This is a genomic window from Stakelama flava (assembly GCF_019351405.1).
Taxonomy (GTDB): domain Bacteria; phylum Pseudomonadota; class Alphaproteobacteria; order Sphingomonadales; family Sphingomonadaceae; genus Sphingomonas; species Sphingomonas flava_A.
In genome coordinates, this window is sequence record NZ_JAHWZX010000006.1 from 41,600 (window position 1) to 64,808 (window position 23,209).

Annotated in this window: 21 protein-coding genes; 12 read left to right on the forward strand and 9 right to left on the reverse strand. The window is 61.9% G+C overall.

All coding sequences use genetic code 11. The features are described from left to right. Nucleotides 1-43 precede the first annotated feature (43 nt). The 3 genes from KY084_RS08065 to KY084_RS08075 form a co-directional block, all read right to left on the reverse strand. Nucleotides 44-970 (reverse strand): DUF481 domain-containing protein, encoded by a 927-nt coding sequence (locus KY084_RS08065; RefSeq protein ID WP_246586992.1) that lies wholly within the window; start codon nucleotides 968-970, stop codon nucleotides 44-46. A 94-nt stretch (nucleotides 971-1,064) separates the two neighbouring features. Continuing rightward, entirely contained in the window at nucleotides 1,065-1,556 is a 492-nt protein-coding gene (locus tag KY084_RS08070) for an RNA pyrophosphohydrolase (RefSeq protein ID WP_219237955.1), read from the reverse strand. Beyond that, complete coding sequence (locus KY084_RS08075) at nucleotides 1,553-2,527, reverse strand: alpha/beta hydrolase (protein ID WP_219237956.1); 975 nt, start codon at nucleotides 2,525-2,527, stop codon at nucleotides 1,553-1,555. Before KY084_RS08075 ends, KY084_RS08070 begins: the two co-directional genes overlap by 4 nt. Nucleotides 2,528-2,585: 58 nt before the next feature. Here KY084_RS08075 and KY084_RS08080 point away from each other — a divergent pair, with 58 nt between their 5' ends. The 4 genes from KY084_RS08080 to KY084_RS08095 are packed head-to-tail and all read left to right on the forward strand — an operon-like array spanning nucleotide 2,586 to nucleotide 7,907. Further along, complete coding sequence (locus tag KY084_RS08080; RefSeq protein WP_219237957.1) at nucleotides 2,586-3,566, forward strand: histone deacetylase family protein; 981 nt, start codon at nucleotides 2,586-2,588, stop codon at nucleotides 3,564-3,566. A 17-nt stretch (nucleotides 3,567-3,583) separates the two neighbouring features. Next, nucleotides 3,584-5,464 carry a 2-oxoacid:acceptor oxidoreductase subunit alpha gene (locus tag KY084_RS08085; protein WP_219237958.1) on the forward strand — a complete coding sequence of 627 codons (1,881 nt, stop codon included), beginning with the start codon at nucleotides 3,584-3,586 and terminating at the stop codon, nucleotides 5,462-5,464. Between the two features lie 4 nt (nucleotides 5,465-5,468). After that, nucleotides 5,469-6,494 (forward strand): 2-oxoacid:ferredoxin oxidoreductase subunit beta, encoded by a 1,026-nt coding sequence (locus KY084_RS08090; protein ID WP_219237959.1) that lies wholly within the window; start codon nucleotides 5,469-5,471, stop codon nucleotides 6,492-6,494. 36 nt (nucleotides 6,495-6,530) lie between these two features. Next, nucleotides 6,531-7,907: a cryptochrome/photolyase family protein gene (locus KY084_RS08095; protein ID WP_219237960.1), complete on the forward strand. Its 1,377-nt coding sequence runs from the start codon at nucleotides 6,531-6,533 to the stop codon at nucleotides 7,905-7,907. 18 nt (nucleotides 7,908-7,925) lie between these two features. Here KY084_RS08095 and KY084_RS08100 read toward each other — a convergent pair whose 3' ends face one another. Together KY084_RS08100 and purF are read right to left on the reverse strand one after the other, a co-directional pair. Then, nucleotides 7,926-8,639: an SDR family NAD(P)-dependent oxidoreductase gene (locus KY084_RS08100; RefSeq protein WP_219237961.1), complete on the reverse strand. Its 714-nt coding sequence runs from the start codon at nucleotides 8,637-8,639 to the stop codon at nucleotides 7,926-7,928. A gap of 64 nt (nucleotides 8,640-8,703) precedes the next feature. Beyond that, a complete protein-coding gene (gene purF, locus KY084_RS08105; RefSeq protein WP_219237962.1) occupies nucleotides 8,704-10,161 on the reverse strand; it encodes an amidophosphoribosyltransferase in 1,458 nt (485 codons plus the stop codon). A gap of 129 nt (nucleotides 10,162-10,290) precedes the next feature. Between purF and KY084_RS08110 the strand changes: the two genes are divergently transcribed. The 5 genes from KY084_RS08110 (at nucleotide 10,291) to KY084_RS08130 (ending at nucleotide 13,792) form a co-directional block, all read left to right on the forward strand. After that, the gene (locus KY084_RS08110) at nucleotides 10,291-10,539 is read left to right on the forward strand and encodes a DUF7218 family protein (protein ID WP_219237963.1); all 249 of its coding nucleotides are present in this window, start codon (nucleotides 10,291-10,293) and stop codon (nucleotides 10,537-10,539) included. A gap of 69 nt (nucleotides 10,540-10,608) precedes the next feature. Beyond that, nucleotides 10,609-10,971 (forward strand): phosphoribosyl-AMP cyclohydrolase, encoded by a 363-nt coding sequence (gene hisI / locus KY084_RS08115; protein ID WP_219237964.1) that lies wholly within the window; start codon nucleotides 10,609-10,611, stop codon nucleotides 10,969-10,971. A gap of 5 nt (nucleotides 10,972-10,976) precedes the next feature. Continuing rightward, nucleotides 10,977-11,477 carry a hypothetical protein gene (locus KY084_RS08120; protein WP_343227986.1) on the forward strand — a complete coding sequence of 167 codons (501 nt, stop codon included), beginning with the start codon at nucleotides 10,977-10,979 and terminating at the stop codon, nucleotides 11,475-11,477. A 50-nt stretch (nucleotides 11,478-11,527) separates the two neighbouring features. After that, a complete protein-coding gene (locus tag KY084_RS08125; protein WP_219237966.1) occupies nucleotides 11,528-11,959 on the forward strand; it encodes a MerR family transcriptional regulator in 432 nt (143 codons plus the stop codon). A gap of 30 nt (nucleotides 11,960-11,989) precedes the next feature. Beyond that, complete coding sequence (locus KY084_RS08130; protein ID WP_219237967.1) at nucleotides 11,990-13,792, forward strand: acyl-CoA dehydrogenase C-terminal domain-containing protein; 1,803 nt, start codon at nucleotides 11,990-11,992, stop codon at nucleotides 13,790-13,792. A gap of 6 nt (nucleotides 13,793-13,798) precedes the next feature. On the opposite strand, the gene KY084_RS08135 is transcribed toward KY084_RS08130, so the two are convergent. The 3 genes from KY084_RS08135 to KY084_RS08145 all read right to left on the reverse strand — a co-directional run bounded on the left by KY084_RS08135 (nucleotide 13,799) and on the right by KY084_RS08145 (nucleotide 17,530). Then, on the reverse strand, nucleotides 13,799-15,151 hold the full coding sequence (locus KY084_RS08135) for a cell wall hydrolase (protein WP_219237968.1): 1,353 nt from the start codon (nucleotides 15,149-15,151) through the stop codon (nucleotides 13,799-13,801). Between the two features lie 136 nt (nucleotides 15,152-15,287). Next, nucleotides 15,288-16,208 carry a cysteine synthase A gene (gene cysK, locus KY084_RS08140; protein ID WP_219237969.1) on the reverse strand — a complete coding sequence of 307 codons (921 nt, stop codon included), beginning with the start codon at nucleotides 16,206-16,208 and terminating at the stop codon, nucleotides 15,288-15,290. After that, nucleotides 16,205-17,530: an MFS transporter gene (locus tag KY084_RS08145; protein ID WP_219237970.1), complete on the reverse strand. Its 1,326-nt coding sequence runs from the start codon at nucleotides 17,528-17,530 to the stop codon at nucleotides 16,205-16,207. Before KY084_RS08145 ends, cysK begins: the two co-directional genes overlap by 4 nt. Before the next feature lie 171 nt (nucleotides 17,531-17,701). Here KY084_RS08145 and KY084_RS08150 point away from each other — a divergent pair, with 171 nt between their 5' ends. Beyond that, complete coding sequence (locus tag KY084_RS08150; protein ID WP_219237971.1) at nucleotides 17,702-19,426, forward strand: DUF885 domain-containing protein; 1,725 nt, start codon at nucleotides 17,702-17,704, stop codon at nucleotides 19,424-19,426. Between the two features lie 19 nt (nucleotides 19,427-19,445). Further along, nucleotides 19,446-19,859, forward strand: a complete 414-nt coding sequence (locus KY084_RS08155) for a DoxX family protein (protein WP_343227980.1) — start codon at nucleotides 19,446-19,448, stop codon at nucleotides 19,857-19,859. A gap of 67 nt (nucleotides 19,860-19,926) precedes the next feature. On the opposite strand, the gene trmFO is transcribed toward KY084_RS08155, so the two are convergent. Then, nucleotides 19,927-21,243: a methylenetetrahydrofolate--tRNA-(uracil(54)-C(5))-methyltransferase (FADH(2)-oxidizing) TrmFO gene (gene trmFO / locus KY084_RS08160; RefSeq protein WP_219237972.1), complete on the reverse strand. Its 1,317-nt coding sequence runs from the start codon at nucleotides 21,241-21,243 to the stop codon at nucleotides 19,927-19,929. A 249-nt stretch (nucleotides 21,244-21,492) separates the two neighbouring features. Here trmFO and KY084_RS08165 point away from each other — a divergent pair, with 249 nt between their 5' ends. After that, nucleotides 21,493-22,749 (forward strand): MFS transporter, encoded by a 1,257-nt coding sequence (locus KY084_RS08165; RefSeq protein ID WP_219237973.1) that lies wholly within the window; start codon nucleotides 21,493-21,495, stop codon nucleotides 22,747-22,749. Nucleotides 22,750-23,209 lie beyond the last annotated feature (460 nt).

The following is a 23,209-nucleotide window of genomic DNA, read 5'->3' on the forward strand; positions in this document are numbered from 1 at the left end:
CGGTGTAGACGCAAGCCGGTGCGGGGTGAAGGGGCGCGGCGGTTCAGAATTCGTAGACGAGCGAGGCGCGGCTGATCGTGTCCATCGATTCGACCTTGTCGCGCGGCTGGCTTTCATACTGGATCTGATAGGAAAGCTGACCCGACACCGGCCCGAACAGCTTTGCGTTGAAGCCGGTATTGGTCGCAACCGTGCTGTTGCCGTGCTGAAGATAGCCCGACGCGTCCTGGGAGAAGGAGACCGCGGGCGACAGCTTCCATTTGAAGCTGGCCGAACCGCGAATGGCGGCGCTGGCGTCGGTGCCGTCATCGACATAATCGGTGCTGCGATAGGCGGGGCCGAGTTCGAGGTCCAGGCTCATCCCCGGTCGCTTGATCGCCGAATAGCCGGCCCCGGTTGAGGCCGAATAGCGATTGTCATAGCCGAGGAAATGGTCGCTTTCATATTGAAATGCACCATAGACATACAGATCGTCGTGCAGCTTGTAGTTCGGTTCATACGCGGCGAGATAGTGGCGGCGCGTGGTTACACCCGCACTGCGCTGATAATCGGCGACAAGTTTCAGTTTGTGCCGCCAGTCCAGCCCTTCGCGGGTCAGGTTGGCCTGTCCGCTCAGCCCGGTATTGTTGGTGTTGCCGGTGGTGTAATATCCGCCGATCTGGACTGATCCTTTAACAAGCTCCATGAAGTCGGCTTCGCGCAAATGCCGTTGTTGCTGCTTTGTGCGCGCGCTTTTCCAGTCGGCCACCTGTTTCGCGATCGCATCGGCGCCGTCGGGATCGGCCGATCGCGCATATTTGGCGATCGTATCGACCTCCTTGTCATTGCCCGACTTCATCGCTGCGTCGAGCATCGCCTGCACCGCAGGTTGAATCGCCGGGTCTTGGGCGGGCGCTTCCCCGCTATTGTCCGTATCCGGCGGAGCGGGGGGAAGCGCCGACTGGGCGTTGGCGATTGAAGGCAGCCACAAAAGGGCTGAGCAACAGGCAAGAAGGCTACGCACGGAAATCCTGTTAAAAGCCGATTTGGGCAATTTGAAGGTAATTTGGCTTATTTGGAAAGCGTCAGCGGTCGCCCGCGCGGAGCGGTTCGTCGAATATTTCGAACAGGCGGCGGTACAGGTCGCGCTTGAACGTCACGATCGCTTCGGGAACCTCTTGCGGTGGGGCCCAGCGCCATGCGCGAAATTCCGGGTGGGCGGTGCGGATATTGACGTCGTCGTCCGTCCCCGTGAAGCGGAACAGGAACCAGCGCTGGCGCTGACCGCGATATTTACCGCCCCAGATTTTGCCGACCAGATCGTCGGGCAGGTCGTAATAAAGCTCCTCGTCCGCCTCGGCGAGAAATTCGACCTTATCTGGCGCGATCCCGGTCTCCTCCTGAAGTTCGCGAAGGGCGGTGGCGCGCGGTTCTTCGCCCGAATCGATTCCGCCCTGCGGCATCTGCCACGCTTCAAGAGTCGAATCGAGCCGCTGGCCGACAAAGATATTGCCCTCGGCATTGACGAGCATGACGCCCGCACAGGGGCGATAGGGCAGATTTTCGCGATCGGTCATGATGCTGCTTGTGCCATTACGCGTTCCGCCTCCGCTTCGGCCACGATATCCTTCAACACGGCAAGCGCGCTATTATAGTCGCCCTGGCTTGATGGAATGGCTTTTCGAATGGTGATGAAGCCGTGGATGTTACCCTTTGCTTCGCGATAGGATACGGCAATGCCTGCCTGTATCAACGCGGCGGCATAGGCGCGTCCCTGATCGCGAAGCGGATCAAGCCCGGCGGTCAGCACCAGCGCGGGGGGCAGGCCGGCAACGTTGCCCTGCATCGGTGAGGCACGCCAGTTGGAGGAATCCGCGCGATAGGCGGCGTCGAACCATTTCATCGCCGCACGGTCGAGCAGATAGCCCTCTGCGAACTGCTTGAACGAAGGATATTCGTTTTTGGTATCGGCTGCGGGATAGATCGGGAATTGCGCGATCACCGGGACGTTGGCAGGCGTGTCACGCAGCGCCATCGCGGTAACAATGGTGAGCGCGCCGCCGGCGCTGTCGCCGCTAAGCACCAGCGAGGTTACCGCGCGACCCAGTTCCGCCGGACTGCCCGCGACCCAGCGCGCTGCCGCTTCGCAATCGTCGGGCGCGGCAGGCCAGGGATGTTCGGGGGCGAGCCGGTAATCGACCGCGATCACCGGAAAGTCGAGTATCCGAGCCATCTCGGCGCAGGCTGGCGCATGCGTATCGAGATCGCCGATCACGAACCCGCCGCCATGGAAGAATACGACCGCAGGGCCGGGCAGACGGTCGGCGCGCGCATCGAACAACCGCGCGGCGATATTTCCGGCCGGACCTGAAATGGAGAGGTCTTTGATCACCGCCAGGTCGCCGACGGGAAGATCGGCAATATCGCGCATCGCGCGATATTGTTCGCGTGCAGCAGGCGGTTCCAGTTCGTGCATCCTTGGCGCGGGTACGTTCGCGACGAAACCCAGAAAAGAACGCACATCGGGGCGGACGAACGGTTCGTTCATGGCATCTCCTTGTGACCGCGGCATGGCGAAGCGCCGGGCAGGTCCCTAGGTAGGGGGCGTGATCGCCGTCGTCCATCACCCTGATTACGTCGCGCCCGCGCCGGCGCGCAGCACCTATCAATGGAACAAGAACGGGTTGATCCGTGATCTGCTGCGCGATGGCGGGGACGATATCGACTGGGTCGAGCCTGCGCCGTGTCCGACGCGATGGATCGAGGCGGTGCACGATCCCGACTATGTCGCCGAGGTACTTGAATGCCGGTTGCCACCGGAAAAGACGCGGCGCATCGGCTTTCCAGTGACGGCGGCGGTTGCGAAGCGTTCGCAAGCCGTGGCGGGCGGCACGCATCGCGCGGCGCTGATCGCACTGAAGCAAGGCTTTGCTGCGAACAGCGCCGGGGGCAGCCATCATGCGCTGCATGCGACCGGGGCGGGCTATTGTATTTTCAACGACCTCGCCATCGCGGCGGACCGCCTGATCGAAGAGAGTGCGGCGAAACGCATACTGATCGTGGACTGCGACGTGCATCAGGGGGACGGGACTGCATCGCTGCTCGCCGGACGGACGGAAATCGCCACCTATTCGATCCATGCCGAAAAGAATTTTCCCGCGCGAAAGGCGCGATCGACGCTGGACGTGGCGTTGCCAGACGCGACAGGGAATGATGCGTATCTGGCCGCGCTGAAGGCGAGCCTGCCGCCGCTGATCGACGGGTTCGGCCCAGAGTTAATCCTGTATCAGGCGGGTGTCGATCCGTTTGGGGGCGACCGGCTGGGGCGATTGAACCTGACCCTCGACGGGTTGATCCGGCGTGATCGCTGGATCGCCCGGACGGCGATTTCGCGCCGCATACCGCTGGCAAGCGTTGTCGGCGGCGGCTATGGTGTCGATGCGCTGGAGGTGGCAAGACGCCATGTCGCCGCGATCCGTACCCTTGGCCGTGCGTTCGAAAAGCATTGGTTGCAGGGGGAAGAGGCTTTTCTACCTTTAGGTCGCGGCGCGACGGGCGTAGACGGGCCGACAATTACACAATCGTGACTACAGGAAGATCCGCAATGGCAACCGCCGTGCACAAGGTTACATCCGAAGAAGCCGCCGCCAATCCGCCGCCCGAAGCGGTGGTGGTCCGCTTTGCCGGCGACTCCGGAGACGGCATGCAGTTGACCGGCGGGCAGTTCACACTGTCCACCGCGCTCACCGGAAACGACCTTGCCACCTTTCCCGATTTTCCCGCCGAAATCCGCGCGCCGCAAGGCACGCTGTTCGGGGTATCGGCATTTCAGATCAATTTCGGGTCGACGTCGATCGAAACCGCGGGCGATGCGCCGGATGTGTTGATCGCGATGAATCCGGCGGCGCTGAAGGTGAATGTCGAGACGCTGAAGCCAGGTGGCCTGATTATCGCCGATGAGGGCGAGTTTTCGGACCGCAACCTTGCCAAGGCGAAATACGACGCCAATCCGCTGGAAGACGACAGTCTTGCCAAATGGCAGTTGATGAAGCTGAACATCTCGCAACTTACTCTTGATGCCGTGAAGCCGTTCGGGCTGGGCAACAAGGAAGCGCTGCGCTGCAAGAATATGTGGACGCTGGGACTGGCGCTGTGGATGTTCGATCGCGATCGTCAGCCGATCATCGACTGGCTGAAGGCGAAATTCGCCAGGGCACCCGAACTGGCCGAAGCCAATATCGCGGCGCTCGATGCCGGACACGCTTATGGCGAAACGGCGGAGATTGGCGGGCAGGTCGGGCAGCTTTCGGTTCCGGCAGCCTCGGTCGAGGAAGGGCTGTACCGCACGGTTACCGGCGCTGAATCGATCTCGCTGGGACTGGTCGCGGGGGCGCAGCTTGCAGGTCTGCCGATGTTCTTCGGCGGCTATCCGATCACGCCTGCGTCCGCGATCCTCCACCATCTGTCGCGGCTGAAGGAATATGGCGTCACCACGTTCCAGGCGGAGGATGAAATCGCAGCCGTCGCGGCGGCGATCGGGGGCAGCTATGCCGGACAGCTTGGCGTCACGTCGTCATCGGGTCCGGGCATCGCGTTAAAGACCGAGGCGATCGGGCTTGCCATCATGACCGAATTGCCGCTGGTGGTCGTCAATTCACAGCGCGGTGGGCCCTCGACCGGTCTTCCCACAAAGACCGAGCAGTCCGACCTGTATCAGGCGGTCTATGGACGAAACGGCGATGCGCCGATGCCGGTGATCGCCGCGCGATCGGCCGCTGACTGTTTCGACGCCGCGATCGAAGCATGCCGGATCGCGACGCAATATATGACGCCGGTGATGCTGCTGACCGATGGGTATATCGCCAATGCCGCGGAACCGTGGAAGGTGCCGGACATGAGCGGTTATTCGCCGTTCCCGGTTCGCTTCCTGGAGGAAGCGCCCGAAGGCGGTTTCCAACCCTATGCGCGCGATGAAAAGCTGGCACGGCCTTGGGTCAAGCCGGGGACGCCCGGCCTGCTCCACCGCATCGGCGGGATCGAGAAGAAGGCGGGCAGCGGCAATATCGATTACAGCCCCGAAAACCATCAGGCGATGACCGACCTTCGCGCCGACAAGGTGGCGCGGATCGCCGTTCCCGATCAGGATATCGAGATCGGCGAGGTGGGCGGCAAGCTGGCCGTGGTCGGCTGGGGATCGACCTTTGGTCCGATCACGCAGGCGGTTCGGCGCGCGCGGAAAAAGGGGCTGGATGTCAGTCATATCCATATCCGCCATATCTGGCCGATGCCAAAGAATCTTGGCGAACTTCTAAAAGGTTATGACAAGGTTCTCGTACCCGAAATGAACACCGGGCAGTTAAAGACGCTGCTGCGCGACCAGTATCTGATCGACGCCAAGCCGCTCAACAAGGTATCAGGCCAGCCCTTCCGCATTGCGGAAATCGAAGACGCAATCGAAGCGGCGCTCGGCGCCGACGGGAAGTAGAACAATGAACGAGATGACGCCGGTACAGACGACGCTGAAGGATTGGGAAAGCGATCAGGAAGTTCGCTGGTGCCCCGGCTGCGGCGATTATGCGGTGCTGAAAGCGGTGCAGCGGACCATGCCCGATCTGGGCGTGGCGCGGGAGAATACCGTGTTCATCTCCGGCATCGGCTGTTCGAGCCGCTTTCCCTATTACATGGAAACGTACGGCTTCCACACCATCCACGGCCGCGCGCCCGCGGTTGCGACGGGGGTGAAGCTCGCCAATCCCGATCTGGACGTGTGGATCATTACCGGCGACGGCGATGCGCTGTCGATCGGCGGCAACCATATGATGCATCTGCTGCGGCGGAACCTGAATACGCAGGTGCTGCTGTTCAACAACGAGATTTATGGCCTGACCAAAGGGCAATATTCGCCGACCAGCCGAGTAGGCACGCGTAGCCCGTCGACGCCGTTCGGATCGGTCGACAGCCCTGCTTCGCCCTGTGCATTCGCATTGGGTTCGGGCGCGCGGTTCGTTGCGCGCGGGATCGACGTGCACAAGAACCTGCCCAATGTGCTGAAGGCGGCGCATGCGCATCAAGGCGCGGCGTTCGTCGAAATCTTCCAGAACTGCATCGTGTATAATGACGACGTGTTCGCGCCGTTCACGGCAAAGCCCAATGCGGCGGCGAACCAGCTTTGGCTGGCGCATGGCGAGCCGATGCTGTTCGACAAGGGCACGAAGGGCATTGCGCTCGATGTCAAGACGCTGTCGCTGAACGTGGTCGATGTGGTGGAAGGCGATTGGGAAGGCGCCGGCGTGCTGGTTCATGACCAGACCAACCGCACGATCGCGCATATGCTGGTCGAAATGACCGGCGGACCCGTCGCGCTGGGCGTGTTGTACGACGACCCGAAACCGACATTCGACAGCGCGGTGATCGAACAGAACCGAAGCGCGAGCGAAGGCAAAACGCCCGACCTGCAGAAACTGGTGTCGCAGGGGCAGACCTGGCAGGTGACCAAGCAGCCGCATCCGATGTGATGGAACCGGGCGCGCGCGCAAAGCGTAGCCCGGTCCATGACCGAACCTGTCCTGCTATGGCTGCGGCGCGACCTGCGGCTTTCCGACCAGCCCGCCCTGATCGCCGCCGCCCATGAAGGACCGGTGGTTCCCGTCTATGTCCTCGACGATGAAACCGCGCAGCATCGCAAGATGGGTGGGGCATCACGCTGGTGGCTTCATCACAGCCTGAAAAGCCTCGACGCGGCGCTTCGTGAAAAGGGATCGCGGCTGATCCTGCGGCGCGGCAAATGCGAGGACGAGTTGGCGAGCGTCGCGCGCTCGGTCGGTGCATCCCGGGTGCATTGTATCCGTCATTACGAACCATGGTGGCGCAACGCCGAACGGGCGGTAGCGAAGGAACTCGACCTCAACTGCCATGACGGCAATTATCTGACGCCGCCGGGATCGATCACCACCGGGTCGGGCGAACCGTACAAAATCTACACCCCGTTCTGGAAAGCGTTGAAAGACGTCATGCCGCCGCGCGACCCGTATAATCGGCCGCAAAAGATAGAGGCGCCCGAAAAATGGCCAGCGAGCGATAATCTGGTGGATTGGAAATTGCTGCCGACAAAACCGAACTGGGCCATGGGGTTCGACGATTGGGAGCCGGGCGAGGAGGGCGCACGCAAACGGATCGATTCGTTTCTGGGTGAGGCGGCCGAGTATGAGGGGCAGCGTGACCTGCCGGGGGTGGAAGGGACGTCGCGCCTTTCGCCGCACCTGCATTTCGGCGAAATCTCCCCGACCTATGTCTGGCATCGTACCGCCGATGCGGGCGGATCGGTCGATGTCTTTCTGGGTGAGCTTGCCTGGCGCGATTATGCGCAGAATGTCATCCTGCAATATCCCGAATATGCTTCCAAAAACGCGCGCGATCGATTCGACGATTTCGAATGGCGCGATTTCCGCTCGTCCGCTGCTCGCGATGAATTCGATGCATGGAAACAGGGCCGTACGGGCTATCCGATCGTCGATGCCGGGATGCGCCAGCTATGGGCGACGGGATGGATGCACAATCGCGTGCGCATGATCGCGGCGAGTTTTCTGATCAAGCATCTGTTGATCGACTGGCGCGAGGGTGAAAAATGGTTTTGGGACACGCTGGTCGATGCCGATTACGGATCGAATGCGTGCAACTGGCAATGGGTCGCGGGGACCGGCATCGATTCGAACATGTTCGGGCGGATCATGGCGCCGCTGAAACAGTCGGAAAAGTTCGACGCGGCCGACTATATTCGCGAATGGGTTCCGGAACTTGCCGAGCTTTTAGACGACGCGATCCATGATCCGGAAGCGGCGGGATGCAGGCCCGATAATTACCCAGAAAAGCTGATCGGGCATAAGGCAGCGCGCGAGCGGGCACTGGCAGCAAACCGCAAAATCCGGTGACGGCGGCGGCCGGGCCGGTCAGCCCTCGACGCGTTCGAAGTGACCAGGTTCGAAGCCGTCGGCAAGCAGTGCGGCGATCCGGTTTGCGACGATTTCCGGTGTTTTCAGTGTGTTCGGGTCCTCGCCCGGAAATGCGCGCGCGCGCATCTTCGTCCGCGTCGCGCCGGGATCGATCACCGCGACCTTTACGCCGGCGATATTTTCGACCTCCTTGCCATAGGAGAGCAGTAGATTTTCGAACGCCGCCTTTGACGCGCCGTACATGCCCCAATAGGCGCGGGGGTTTCGCCCGACGCTGGAGGTGAGGCCGATCACCCGGCCTGCTTTCGAATTGCGCAGCATCGCGTCGAACGATCCGATCAACGCGGCCTGCGCGCTGACATTCAGGGTAAGAACCTGCGCCAGTTCTTTCGGGTCGAACGCGCTCACCGCGCCCAGTGTACCCAGTGCGGCGGCGTTAAGCACCAGAATGTCGAGCCGGTTCCAGCGTTCTTCGATCGCGGCGGCAAGGCGAGCGACGCTGTCGCCCTCGGCCAGGTCCATTGGCGCGATGGTGGCGGTGCCGCCCGCCTCGTAAATCGCCTGTTCGACCGATTCCAGCCCGCCCACCGTGCGCGCGGTCAGGATCACATGCGCACCCGCACTTCCCAGTGCCAGTGCGGTCGCAGCGCCGATGCCGCGGCTCGCGCCGGTAACAAGGGCGATCTGATCGGCAAGCGGTCGGTCGGTCATGGCTGCTCCGTCAGGATATGGGGCCAGTCCCGCGGCGCTTCAGGCAATCGCGCCGCACGGGAGATCAGCCGACGCGCTCTTCGAGCATCGCGAACTGATCGACGGCGGCGACATCGTCCTGATCAGTGAGGTTCGTCGGATAGTCGCCGGTGAAGCAGGCGTCGCAATATTTGGGTCGAATGTCGGCGCGCGCCTTTTCGCCCAGCGCCTTGTACAGACCGTCGATCGAAATGAACGCCAGACTGTCGGCGTGGATATAGTCAGTCATTTCGGGCGTATTGAGCCTCGCGGCGAGCAGCTTTGCGCGTTCGGGCGTATCGACGCCGTAATAGCAGCTGTGCCGGGTCGGCGGGCTGGCGATGCGCATATGCACTTCGGCGGCGCCCGCATCGCGCATCATCTGAACGATTTTCAGGCTGGTCGTCCCGCGAACGATCGAATCGTCGATCAGCACGACGCGCTTGCCGCTGATCAGCGCGCGGTTGGCATTGTGCTTCAGCTTCACGCCCAGATGGCGGACCTCATCGCGCGGCTGAATGAAGGTTCGTCCGACATAATGCGACCGGATGATGCCGAGTTCGAACGGGATGCCCGATTCCTGCGCATAGCCGATCGCGGCGGGGACACCCGAATCGGGGACGGGGATAACCAGGTCCGCTTCGACCGGGCTTTCAATGGCAAGCTGCGCGCCGATTTCCTTGCGCACCGAATATACCGACCGGTCATCGGCAATCGAATCGGGGCGCGAGAAATAGACCCATTCGAAAATGCACGGGCGCGACGGTTGTTTGCCGAAGGGATGCAGCGAACGGATTTCGGTACCCTGAACGATGATGAGTTCGCCCGGCTCGACCTCACGCTCGAATGTCGCGCCGCACACGTCCAGCGCCACCGATTCGGAAGCGAAAATCACTGAATCGCCAAGCTTGCCCATCACCAGCGGACGGATGCCCAGTGGGTCGCGGCATGCGATCATGCCTTCGGGCGTCATGCAGATCAGCGAATAGGCGCCTTCGACGCGTTTCAGCGCATCGATGAATTTGTCGAGCAGCGTGCGATAGCTGCTGGTCGCGACCAGATGGATGATGACTTCGGTATCGCTGGTCGACTGAAAGATCGAACCCTGCCGCACCAGATCGCGGCGCAGGCGCATCGCGTTCGAAAGATTGCCGTTATGCGCGACCGCGAAGCCGCCGCTGGCAAGGTCCGCATAAAGCGGCTGGACATTGCGAAGCGCGGTTTCGCCGGTCGTGGAATAGCGGACATGCCCGACGGCCGCTTCCCCCGGCAGGGCGCGAATCACATCGTCGCGGTCGAAATTCCCGGCAACATGCCCCATCGCGCGATGAACATGGAATTCGCCGCCGTCAAAGCTGACGATCCCGGCGGCCTCCTGCCCGCGATGCTGAAGCGCGTGAAGGCCGAGCGCAGCGAGCGCCGAAGCGTCCTCCGCACCGGATATGCCGAATACGCCGCACTCTTCGCGCAGCTTGTCGTCGTCGAATGGATTGGTGGTAAACATGCGATCCCATCGCGTTACTGCCTGCGCGCCATATAGGGATACGCGATCGATTTGTCGCCCTTTTGTAACATGCTGCGTGAACCGGCATTCGAATTACGCGTTTTTGCCCCATATCAAGGGAGATGCGCGATGACGAAGGACCATGGCAATCAGGTAAAGGACGACAAGCTTTACGAAGATTTGCGCGACCAGGGCGCGTCGAAGGAGAAGGCGGCGCGAATCGCCAATGCCAAGGCAAAGGGCGATGTCGATCACAAGGGCACGAAGCTGGAAGATCGGACCAAGGACGAACTGTACGACGAGGCGCAAAGGATCGGCATTGAAGGGCGGTCGGACATGACCAAGGATGAATTGATCAAAGCAATCCGATCCCACTGAGAAGAAGTTGGTGCAGCTTCGCTTTGATGGGTTTCCGCGCCGTATCAGCATCGCCTATGGCCAGACGCCATGAACGATAACAGCGAATCCGAGATGACCCTCGATCCCAAATTTGATTCCGCGGGCCTTATCACCGCAGTGGCGACCGATGCCGCGTCCGGCGAAGTCCTGATGCTCGCCCATATGAACGCAGAGGCGCTGAAGCTGACGCGAGATACCCGCATTGCCCACTTCTTTTCGCGCAGCAGGGGGCGGCTTTGGAAAAAGGGCGAAACAAGCGGCAATATCCTGCGTGTCGTGGAAATGCGGATCGACTGCGATCAGGACGCGGTCTGGATGCGGGTGGAGGCGGACGGGCCTGCCTGCCACACCGGGCGCAGGAGCTGTTTTTATCGCCGCATCGGCGTACAGGGACTGGAGCCGGTCGATTGATCCGCGTGCTCCTGTGCGCGCTGTTGATAGCCGGATGTTCGGGTAGCGACGGTGGCGGGAGCGACAGGGCGCCGAGGTCCGCGCCTGACCTGGAAACGGCCGCGATCCGGCGCGGGGTGATCCGCGATCCGGAATCGGGCGTGCTGACCGGTTTGTACGCGCGGGATACCGATCGTGTCTGTATCGTGCCGCAGGGCATGGGATATCGCATCGGCGTCTCGGTCGATTATGGCGATTCTATCATGTGCAGCGGCACCGGACATGCCAATCGGGCGGGCGAAACGCTGCATATCGAACTGGGTGGGGGCAGCGCATGCAGCTTCGATGCGCGGTTCGACGATGGGCATATCATTTTCCCCGGAAAAGTCCCGCCCGGTTGCGAGGCGCTGTGCACTCGCCGCGCCTCGCTCGCCGGTCTGGAAGTCGATCCGATCAGCGTTTCGCGATCTGAAGCGGCGGCGATGCGCGATTCAAGAAACCGAGCGCTCTGCGAAACCGGCGGTTAACCACTGTTTGAACCTTGACGTTCACGTAAGGGGAAGGTAGTAAGCGCGTCATGGCTTCGGATCATGCAACGCTCGCCGCGCTCGCTCCCATCGACCAGCGAACCGACCGCGATTTCTTCTCCATCTCCGATCTTTCGAGCGAATTCGGCGTTACCGCGCGCGCGCTTCGTTTTTATGAGGATGAAGGGCTGATTTCGCCCGAAAGGCGGGGGCTTTCACGCATCTATTCGCATCGTGACCGCGCTCGCCTCGCATGGATTTTGCGCGGCAAGCGGGTCGGTTTCAGCCTCGCCGAAATCCGCGAGATGATCGACCTGTACGATGTCGGCGACGGGCGGCGGGTTCAGCGCGAGGTAACCATCCAACGCTGCCGCGAGCGGATCGACACGCTGGAATCGCAGCGCCGCGATATCGATGCCGCGATCGAGGAGTTGCAGGACTTTCTTACGCTGCTCGACCGCAAGATCGCTGAAGACGAATAAAACGAACATACAGGCAAGGATCAAAAGGCAATGCCGCAATATACCCCTCCCATCCGCGATACCCGCTTCATTCTGGATGAGGTCATCGCGCTCGACAGCTATTCGAACGTCGCCGGCTTTGCCGGTGCGACCCCGGATATCGTCAGCGCCGTTCTGGAAGAAGGCGGCAAATTCGTTGCAGAGGTGATATTTCCGTTGAACCAGAGCGGCGATGCCGAAGGGTGTACGCGTCATGACGATGGCAGCGTGACCACGCCAAAGGGGTTCAAGGAAGCGTATCAACAGTTCGTCGAAAGCGGTTGGGGTACGCTGTCCGCGCCGGAGGATTTCGGCGGGCAGGGGATGCCGCACATCGTTTCCACCGCGTTCCAGGAATATATGATTTCCGCCAACATGGCGTTCGCCATGTATCCCGGCCTGACGCATGGCGCGATCGCCGCGATCCTTGCCACCGGGTCGCAGGAGCAGAAGGAAAAATACGTCCCCAAGATGGTTTCGGGCGAATGGGGCGGCACCATGAACCTGACCGAGCCGCAATGTGGCACCGATCTGGGCCTGATTCGCACCAAGGCCGAGCCGCAGGGAGACGGCAGCTACAAGATCAGCGGCACGAAGATATTCATCTCTTCGGGCGAGCATGACCTGACCGACAACATCATCCATCTGGTGCTTGCCAAAACGCCGGGCGCTCCCGACACGTCGAAGGGCATTTCGCTGTTCATCGTGCCGAAGTTCATGGTGAACGACGATGGGTCGCTTGGCGAACGCAACGGGGTGACGTGCGGTTCGATCGAGCACAAGATGGGCATTCACGGCAATTCCACCTGCGTCATGAATTATGATGAGGCGACCGGCTATCTGGTCGGTGAGGAGATGAAAGGCCTTGCCGCGATGTTCATCATGATGAACGCCGCGCGGCTGGGCGTCGGTCTTCAGGGACTTGGCGTTGCCGAAACCGCCTATCAGAACGCGGTGGTATATGCCGGCGATCGCCGTCAGGGCCGCGCGCTGACCGGGCCTGCCGAGCCGGACGAAAAGGCCGATACGCTGTTCGTCCACCCCGATGTGCGCCGCATGCTGATGGAAGGAAAGGCGCTGACCGAGGGGCTTCGCGCGCTGTGCCTTTGGGGCGCGCTTCAGGTCGATCTGGCGCACGAAGCGCAGGATGAGGAAGCGCGCCAGCTTGCCGATGATCTGGTCGGGCTGCTTACCCCGGTGATCAAGGGCTATGGCACCGACAAGGGATATGAGATCGCGACCAATGCGCAGCAGGTCTATGGCGGCCATGGCTACATCGCCGAATGGGGCATGGAGCAATATGTCCGCGATGCCCGGATCGCCATGATCTATGAAGGCACCAACGGCGTGCAGGCGATGGACCTTGTCGGCCGGAAACTGCCACGCAACGGCGGCCGCGCGGTGCAGGCATTTTTCAAGCTCGTCACCGACGAAGCGGCCGAAGCGAAAGGCAAGGAAGAACTGAAGCCGATCGTCGAAGCGCTTGAAAAGGCGCTGGGCCAGCTTCAGGCCGCAAGCATGTGGTTCATGCAGAACGGCATGCAGAACCCCGATCAGGTCGGCGCGGGCGCGCACAGCTATATGCACCTGATGGGCATTGTGGCGACCGGCCTGATGTGGCTTCGCATGGCGAATGCGGCGCAAAAGGCGATTGAAGCTGGTGAAGGCGACACCGCTTTTTACGAAGCGAAAATGGTAACGGCGCGATTTTTTGCCGAACGGATCATGCCGGACGCGGGCGCGCTTCGTCGCAAGATCGAAGGCGGCTCTGACAGCGTCATGGCGCTTGAACCCGAAATGTTCGCGCGCGCCTGATCGGCCTTATCTTTTCCCGACGCCCGTCACGCCGCGCGTGGCGGGCGCCGGGGAGGCTTCCGGCGTTGCTGCATCGTCCGGCTTGCGCCGGACGCCGGAAAGTCCTGACGGAACTGCTCCCGCCTGATGGCTGGTGGTGCTGCCGGGCAATTTCTCCAGCCCGAAATCGCGACTCTTCGACGGAAGGCTTCGCGCGACCCGGTTCATGCACTGATCACCGTTCGCTTGCGGAAAGGTGCGGCAATTCCACAATGCCTTTTCGAAACCGCGCTTGCGGTCGCGCAGATAGCTGAACGCCATCGCCGAGAGCGCGGCCGGGCTTAACGGAAGCGCATCGGGGGTCGCGTCATCTTCGCGCCATGCCATGAACTTGCAATAGTCGCGCGATGCGCAGGCGCGTTCGGCAAGCGCGCGAAGCGTCGCGGGGTCAAGCCGCTGATCGAGGCTCACCAGAAACAGGTCGGCATCGCCCGGCGTCGGTTGCGGCAGCGCGGCCTGTGCTATCGTCGCGGCATCGACGGTGCCGTGCGATGCATCCGCAAGGGCTTCGGCGCTCTTGTGCGAATCGAACCGATCCGCAAGTTGCGCAATGCGCGGTTCGCCGCCGCGATAGCGCATTCGGAATGCCGGCGTCGTCCCCCACCATCCGGTCCAGCGGAAGAACAGATGACTTCCCACCGCAGCGATCTTGTCGAGGCTCGCGCTCCAATAGGGTACGACCCAGTCGGTATGATAATGGGTCGCGTTCCCCACCGTCTGGTCGACGCTGCCTGCAAGCGCCTGTGCGGCAACATCCTGCGCCCGCTTCCACGCCGCTTGCGACCAGGAATGCGCCATTGCGCCGTCGCAGGTAAAGGTGAACTGGCACCCGCTCGTGCGCTCCGCCCCCTGAAATATTACCCCGCAAACGGTATCGGGAAAGGCGGGGTGCCGAACGCGGTTGAGGACAACCTGCGCCACCGCTTTTTCGCCTGCGGTATCGTCGCCTGCTTCATAGAGCGCTGCGGTGGCCAGACAGTCGGTCGCGCGTTCGCGGTCTTCTTCGCTACCGGCAAAACGGAACGGACGGGCAGGGGCTATTGCCCCTCCGGCAAAGGGAACCGACGCATTATAGGCGCGCGCTTCGTCCGGTGTCAGCTCCTTGATCGCGACGGGTTCGACCGGCGGCAGGACGGTGGGCGGTACGATCGGGGCGGAAACCGGCGTGACGGCCTGATGCGATCGCGCAGGCTGCGTGGAAGGCGTGGGGGTATAGGCTACCAGTAGAGCGGGCGCGGCAATGCCGATGCCGCCGGTCAGACATAATGTAACGAGGAGTGACGATGAAAGACGGCGACCTTCGCCGGGGGGCGATATCATCTGTCAGGAACCATCGAACGACGAAAATCCGCGCCATGCCATAGCTTTGGTATAACGCTGTTTTCTTTATGCGCCAGTTCGCAAAAATCGGCGTCGCCGCTGCCCGGTTTGCGGTAAGCGGCGACGCCGATGCCGATCAGCTTTCGGGCAGGAAATCGGGAACCGACAGATAGCGTTCGCCGGTATCATAGTTGAAGCCGAGCACGCGCGCATCATCGGGAAGGTCGGGCAGCTTGTGCAGGATCGCGGCGAGCGTCGCGCCCGAACTGATGCCCACCAGTATCCCTTCCTCGCGCGCGGCGCGACGGGCCATATCCTTGGCGACTTCGGGTTCGACCTTTATCGCGCCGTCGATCGCCTGGGTGTGAAGATTGCTGGGGATAAAGCCCGCGCCGATGCCCTGAATGGGATGCGGTCCCGGCTGACCGCCGGAAATGACGGGCGATCCTTCGGGTTCGACGGCATATACTTTCAGGTCCGGCCATTCCTTTTTCAACCGCTCGGCAACGCCAGTGATATGGCCACCCGTGCCGACACCGGTGATGATGACGTCGATCGGCGTATCCCTGAAATCGTTCAGGATTTCCTGCGCAGTGGTTTCGGTATGGATGTTGACGTTCGCCGGATTTTCGAACTGTTGCGGCATCCATGCGCCGGGGGTTTCGCGAACCAGCTCCTGCGCGCGCTCGATTGCGCCCTTCATCCCGCCCTCGCGCGGGGTAAGGTCGAACTTCGCGCCATAGGCAAGCATCAGCCGGCGGCGTTCGACCGACATGCTTTCCGGCATGACCAGGATAAGGGGATAGCCCTTCACCGCGGCGACCATGGCAAGGCCGACGCCGGTATTCCCGCTGGTCGGTTCGATGATCGTGCCGCCGGGTTTCAAACTGCCATCCTTTTCGGCGGCTTCGACCATGGCGAGTGCGACGCGGTCCTTTATCGAACCGCCAGGATTGGACCGTTCGGATTTGATCCACACCTCTGCATCGCCGAACAGGCGCTGGATCCGGATATGGGGCGTATTGCCGATCGTTTCGAGGATCGTGTTCGCCTTCATGCTGCTTTCTCCTCGCTTTCAGGAAATTCGAAGCTCTTGGGGGGATCAAATGTCCGCGCGCGTCTGAGTTCCGGGAAAATCCGCGCCCATATGCCGGTAACGATGATCGCGCCTATGCCGCCGGCCACGACCGCCGCAACCGGCCCCACCAGCGCGGCAAGGAAGCCGCTTTCGGCTTCGCCCATCTCGTTCGAACCGGAAACGAACAATGTGGACACCGCGCCCACGCGGCCGCGCATTTCGTCCGGCGTGTAAAGCTGGATCAGCGACTGGCGGATATAGACCGAGATCATGTCGGCCGCACCCAGGCAGAACAGCGCGGCGAGCGAAATCAGAACCGCCGGAGCGGTGTCGGCGCCGATCATGCCGGGACCGAACAACGGCACCATCACCGGCGCGGCAAGGCCGAATATCACGGTGGAAAGGCCGAATGCCGCCACCCCCATCAGCATTTTGCCTCCCACCTGCGTTTTGAGCGGCCGCCAGGAAAAGAGTGCCGCCATCGCCACCGCGCCAAGCGCGGGCGCGGCGCGCAAATGACCCAGCCCCGCCGCGCCGACATGCAATATGTCGCGGGCATAGACCGGCAGCATCGCGGTTGCGCCGCCCAGCAACACGGCGAACAGGTCGAGCGAAATCGCGCCGAGCACCAGCCGGTTGCGCCGGACATAGGCCAGGCCGTCGATCATCTGAGCCCATGGATTGCGCTTGCCGCGGATATTGCTTCGCGCGACCGGCGTCACCAGCATGAGCATTACGAAGGCGAAAGCGAACAATCCCGCCGACACCGCATAGGGGAGCCAGCGCGCCGCGGCGTAGAGATACCCGCCCAGCGCAGGCCCGACCACGGACCCGGCCTGCCAGGCGATCGAACTGATCGCGATGGCCGTGGGAAGCACTGTGGCGGGCACCAGATTGGGCGCGAGCGCCTGAAGCGCGGGGCTGGCGAACGCCCGCGCAACGCCCAGCAGTGCGGCGATCATGAACAAGGCGGGCAGGGTGATCGTACCGCTCCATGTCAGCCAGCCCAGCGCCGATGCGCAGCCGCATTCAAGCGCCACCGCGGCGCGCGCAATCCATCGCCGGTCCACCCGGTCGGCTACCCAACCCGCGAACAGGGTAAGCAGCAGCAGCGGCACGAACTGTGCCACGCCGATAAGGCCGAGCTGAAACGAGGCGGCTCTGACGCTCATCGACTGGCGGGCGATATCATATACTTGCCAACCGATGACGATGACCATCGACATCTGGCCCAGCGTCGTCGCCAGCCTTGCCAGAAAATAGGCCCTGAAATTGGGGATTGAAAAGGGATGGCTTTCCATGCGCGCGCTGTACGACCGGTTGCGTATGATTGGCAAACAGTGATGCTTTGCGGGGGCGAAGCGGGGCTATCGCCACGACAGGTTGACGCTGCGAAAATGGGGTAATCGGGGCTGGCGCGCAGCGCCGCAACCTGCCAAAGTCCCTTCCGAGGATCGAACCGGAGGGAGTGAATGCGTTTCAGGTTGTTGACCGCGCTGGTTGCATTGGGGTGCGCGGCATGTTCGGCAGGCGGCGACAGCTTCGTGGGAGGCAATATGAGCGCGCAGGCCCCCGCGACCTGGGACGATTTCGTCAAGGACAGCACGGAGAAATGGTTTGCGCTCGATCCTGCCTTCGCGGTGTATCAGGGAAGGCATGATTTCGATGGCAAGCTCCCCGACTGGAGCGAGAAGGGGCTTGAGGCAAAGGCCACGTTTCTGAAAGATACGGTGCGCAAGGCGCGCACTTTCTCCAACCTCACCAGAGAGCAGGAATTCGAACGCGACTATATTATCAAGGTCGCCGATGGACAGCTTTTCTGGCTGGAGGATGCCGATCTGCCGCATCACAATCCCAGCTATTATGTCGGCGGCGGGCTGGACCCCAATGTCTATGTCGCGCGCGATTACGCCGACAAAAAGACGCGGATGCGCGCGATGGTCCAGTTCTTCGACCATGTGCCCGCCGCCACGCAGCAAATCCGCCAGAATTTGCAAATGCCGATGCCCGCGACATTCGTCGATTTCGGCACCGCCGCGTTCAACGGGTTCGCCGATTATTATACCGGTGACGCGCGCGCCGCCTTTGCCGATGTCGATGACGATGCCCTGCACAAGCGGTTCGACGAAGCGGCGATGCGCGCTGCCAAGGCGTCGCGCTCGCTTGCGAAATGGCTCGACAATAACCGGGCCAAGGCGACCCAGGCTTTCGCGCTTGGCCCGGAACGGTTCCTGCGTATGCTCAAGACCACCGAAGCGGTGGAAGTACCGCTCGACAAGCTGGAATCGATCGGGCGGGCGGATCTGAAGCGCAATCAGGAAGCGATGAAGGCGGCGTGCGCCGAATTCGATCCCGGCAAGACCATCCCCCAATGCGTGGCAAAGATGAACGCCGACAAGCCCGAGGGCGGTCCGGTAGCGGCCGCGCGCAAGCAGGTGGAAGAACTGCGCGCCTTCGTCACCAAGCACGATCTGGTATCCATTCCGGGTACCGAGGAAGCGAAGGTTGAGGAAGCGCCGCCCTATAACCGGCAGAACCTTGCCTATATCGATCCGCCGGGGCCGTTCGAAAAAGGCATTCCATCGATCTATTACATCTCGCCGCCCAATCCCGACTGGTCGAAAGAGAAGCAGCAGGCATATATTCCCGGTAAGGACGATTTGCTGTTCGTGACCGCGCATGAAGTGATGCCGGGACATTTCGTCCAGTTCCTTCATGCCAACCGGTCCGATTTCATGTTCGGTCGCCTTTTCGTGGGATATGCCTTTGCCGAGGGATGGGCGCATTATGCCGAAGAGATGATGTGGGACGCGGGCTATGGCGATGGCGACCCCGAAGTGCATATCGGTCAGCTTTCCAACGCACTGCTGCGCGACTGTCGCTTCCTGTCGGCGATCGGACTGCATGCGAAGGGCATGACGGTCGATCAGTCGCGCCAGATGTTTGAACAGCAATGCTATATCGATCCCGGCAATGCCGAGCAGCAGGCCGCGCGAGGCACCTATGACCCTGCATATCTGAATTACACGCTGGGAAAGCTGATGATCCGCAAGCTGCGCGACGACTGGACGGCCAGCCGGGGCGGGCGCAAGGCGTGGAAGGCGTTCCACGACCAGTTCCTGAGTTATGGCGGTCCCCCGATCCCGCTGGTGCGGCAGCAGATGATGGGCGAGGATACACCGCGCGCCGTTTTCTGACAGGCGAAGGGCAAATCGCGTGACCGACAGCCGTAAGCGGATGGCGGCGCGATGGGCGCTCGCCGCGATATTTCTGGCGGCAGGGATATTGCATGTCGCGGTGCCGGCCCCCTTTGTCGGGATCGTGCCCGGCTGGGTTCCCGCGCCCCGCTTGACCGTGTTCGCCACTGGCATATGCGAGATTGCCGGAGCGGCGGGCCTGATGATTCCGCCACTTCGACGCGCGGCGGGCATCGGGCTTGCGCTATATGCGCTGTGCGTCTGGCCGGCGAACGTGCATCACATGATCCGCGACCTTTCGAGCGGAACCGGCCTGCCGCTTTGGTATCATGTGCCGCGCCAGTTCGCGCAGCCGATCATCATGTGGTGGGCGCTATGGGCGAGCGGCGCGATCGACTGGCCTTGGCGCACGCGCCATCGAAACGGGGATTGAGCGCAGCGTCGTCGCAGCGCGATATAGCGCTACGCCGCTGCCCTGATCGAACGCGCTCGCAGAATAATTATGCGGCGATCCAGTCGGAAAATGCTTCGCGCGCGCGCGCAGTGTAGAGCTTCTTTCGCTCGGTCTTTTTGGCGCGGCCGGTGATCGGGGGGAAGAGGCCGAAATTGACGTTCATTGGCTGATAGGTCGCCGCCTCCGCCCCGCCGGTGATGTGGCCCAGCAGCGCGCCCAGCGCGGTTTCGGGCGGCGGCGGCATCATCAGTGCGCCGTCATGTTCGACCGCAGCGAACCGCCCGGCGAGCAACCCGATGGCGGCACTTTCGACATAGCCTTCGCACCCCGTGATCTGCCCGGCGAACCGGATATTGGGCCGCGCCTTCAGCCGAAGCGTCGGATCGAGCAGTTCGGGCGAGCGGATGAAGGTGTTGCGGTGCAGCCCGCCCAGCCGCGCGAATTCGGCCTTTTCAAGCCCCGGTATCGTACGGAACAGTTCGACCTGCGCACCATGTTTCAGCTTGGTCTGAAATCCGACGATGTTCCACAATGTCCCGCTTGCATTGTCCTGACGCAGCTGCACCGCGGCATAGGGCCAGCGGCCGGTGCGTGGATCGTCCAGCCCGACCGGCTTCATCGGACCGTGGCGCAGCGTGTCGATGCCGCGCTCCGCCATCACTTCGATCGGCATGCAGCCGTCGAAATAGGGCGTATCCTTTTCCCAGTCCTTGAACTCACCCTTTTCGCCGTCGATCAGTCCCTGAACGAAGGCGATATATTGCTCCTTGTCGAGCGGGCAGTTGATGTAATCCTTTCCATCCCCTTTGTTCCACCGGCTCTGGAACCATGCGACATCGAAATCGATGCTGTCGCGATAGACGATCGGCGCGATCGCGTCGAAAAAGGCGAGCGCGTCAGCGCCCGTCGCCGACCCGATCGCGTCGGCAAGCACCGGCGCGGTTAGCGGCCCGGTCGCGACGATGGTGAGGCCCTCGGTGGGGAGCACCGCCACCTTTTCACGCACCAGCGTGATGTTGGGATGGCCCTCCAGCGCCGCTGTCACGCCTGCCGAGAAACCGTCGCGATCGACCGCGAGGGCGGAGCCCGCCGGCACCTTGTGCTTGTCGCCCATCGCCATGATGAGCGAATCGAGCCCGCGCATTTCGGCATGGAGCAGCCCGACGGCATTGCTTTCGGCATCGTCCGAACGGAAGCTGTTAGAGCATACAAGTTCGGCCAGATGATCGGTCTGATGCGCAGGCGTCATGTCGCCGGAGCCGCGCATTTCGGACAGGCGGACGCGCTTGCCCTGATTGGCGAGCTGCCAAGCGGCTTCCGAACCGGCGAGGCCGCCGCCGATGATGTGCACGTCGTAGGTCATGAAATTGTTTAACTTCTCACTTTCGCGCATGTCGTAGAACAATGTAGCCGGCTCTAAAGCCTTCGTGCGCACGCTGTAAACGATATCGGAAAGCGTGCGGGCAGGACAGGGCGAGGAGTACAGCGACGCGGCCATTCTGCCGCGGGCATGGGAACTGGATTGCCGCGCCCTTCCGGGTTCGCATTGGCGAATTTCTATGCCCTCACAGTCAGACTTCCTTTTTAGCCGCTTCTTCTGCACAGCGGGCCGATGCTTTCCTTTGCGCGCGATAACTGGCGGTTTACCCGCGACAATGGCCGGTGGATCGGCGGCGGGTTTTTGCTGACGCTGTTTTCGAGCTTCGGGCAGACCTTTTTCATCGGGCTGTCGGGCAATGACATTCGCGCTACGTTTCACCTGTCGGGCGGCGCGTTCGGCGGGCTGTATATGCTGGCGACGCTGGGAAGCGCGCTGTCGCTGCCCTGGCTGGGGCGCACGCTTGACCTGATGCCGGGGTGGAAGGTGGCGCGCTTTGCGCTGCCGATGCTGGCGGCGGCATGTGTTCTGATCGCGCTGGCACCCACTATCGTGCTGCTGTGCATCGCGCTCTATCTGCTGCGTCTGTTCGGGCAGGGGATGATGACCGAAATCGCCTATACCGAGGTCGGCCGCTGGTTCGTTGCCAACCGGGGCAGGGCGATGGCGCTGGTGACGCCGGGAATCATGCTGGGTAACGCCGTATTGCCGGTGGCGTTCGTGCTGCTGCACCAGTCAATCGGATGGCATGGCGCATGGCTGGTGTCGGCGGGGCTAATCGTGCTGGTCGGATGGCCGGCAATTCTCGCGCTGATCCGTGTCGAGCGAGTGCCGCATTCGAGCGAGGCGGGATCGGCGAGTGCGCGCACCGCGCGCGACTGGACGCGCGGGCAGGTGATCCGTGATCCAGTGCTGTATCTGTTGCTGGCGGGTACGTTGGCGCCGCCGTTCATCGGGACGGTGATCTTTTTTCATCAGGGATATCTGATCGAGCTTCGCGGCTATGACCCGCTCGCTTTTGCCGCGGCGTTTCCTGTGATGGCGGTGACGACGGTGGTGTTCGGATTCGTGTGCGGGCATCTGGTCGACCGGTTCGGAGCCTTGCGGCTGCTGCCCTTCTTCCTCGCGCCGCTGACAATTGCGTCGCTGGCGGTCGGATTGGTGACGCCCTTATGGGGTGTCTATCTGTTCATGCTGCTGCTGGGGGTAAGCAACGGGTTCACCCAGAATTTGATGGGGGCGCTTTGGCCCGAAGTGTATGGGCTGGCCAATCTGGGCGGTATCCGCGCGATAACGGTGTCGGCGATGGTGCTTTCAACCGCGCTGGGGCCGGGTATTACCGGCGCGTTCATCGACTGGGGCGTGGCGCTGCCGACGCAGATGCTGTGGATGGCAGGCTGGTGCGTGGTGGCTTCGTTGTCGCTTGGATACGCGGCGAGGAAAGTGAGGGTGCGTGAGGCGGACCGGCGGGATTTGGGGGTTCGGGTTTAGGGCGTTAGGCAGTTGATCAGCGCGTAGAAAAAGCAATCGGATTGTAACTTGATCGCCGCCTGCACTCAGATAAAATCATCCAGATGCTCAACTACGTTCGTCTGTGGCAAATTGTATTGGCTATGGCTTTCATCACGACGGTAGTGTTCGGCATAGAAGGGGCAATCGTGTGGGCTGTTCCCTCGATAGTTGCTTGGATTCTCAACCGCACTCGTTCGGACGGGTCGAAGAGTTACACAGTAGCTTTAGTCATCTGGATGATCATGTTCGCTTTGTTAGCTTACGGTCGATAGGAAATGGCCTAGCCGCCTAGTCGAGCATTGAGAGAAATCTCATAACTAAACTGCTGGTTGAACTCTCCGAGGAGTAGTGCTGGCGCTGTAGGCAGTCGCTCGCCTTTTTTTGGGATGCGTCCTTGCGAGCAATAGCGAAGCAATCCAGCGGTGCGCGCGGCGCTTTT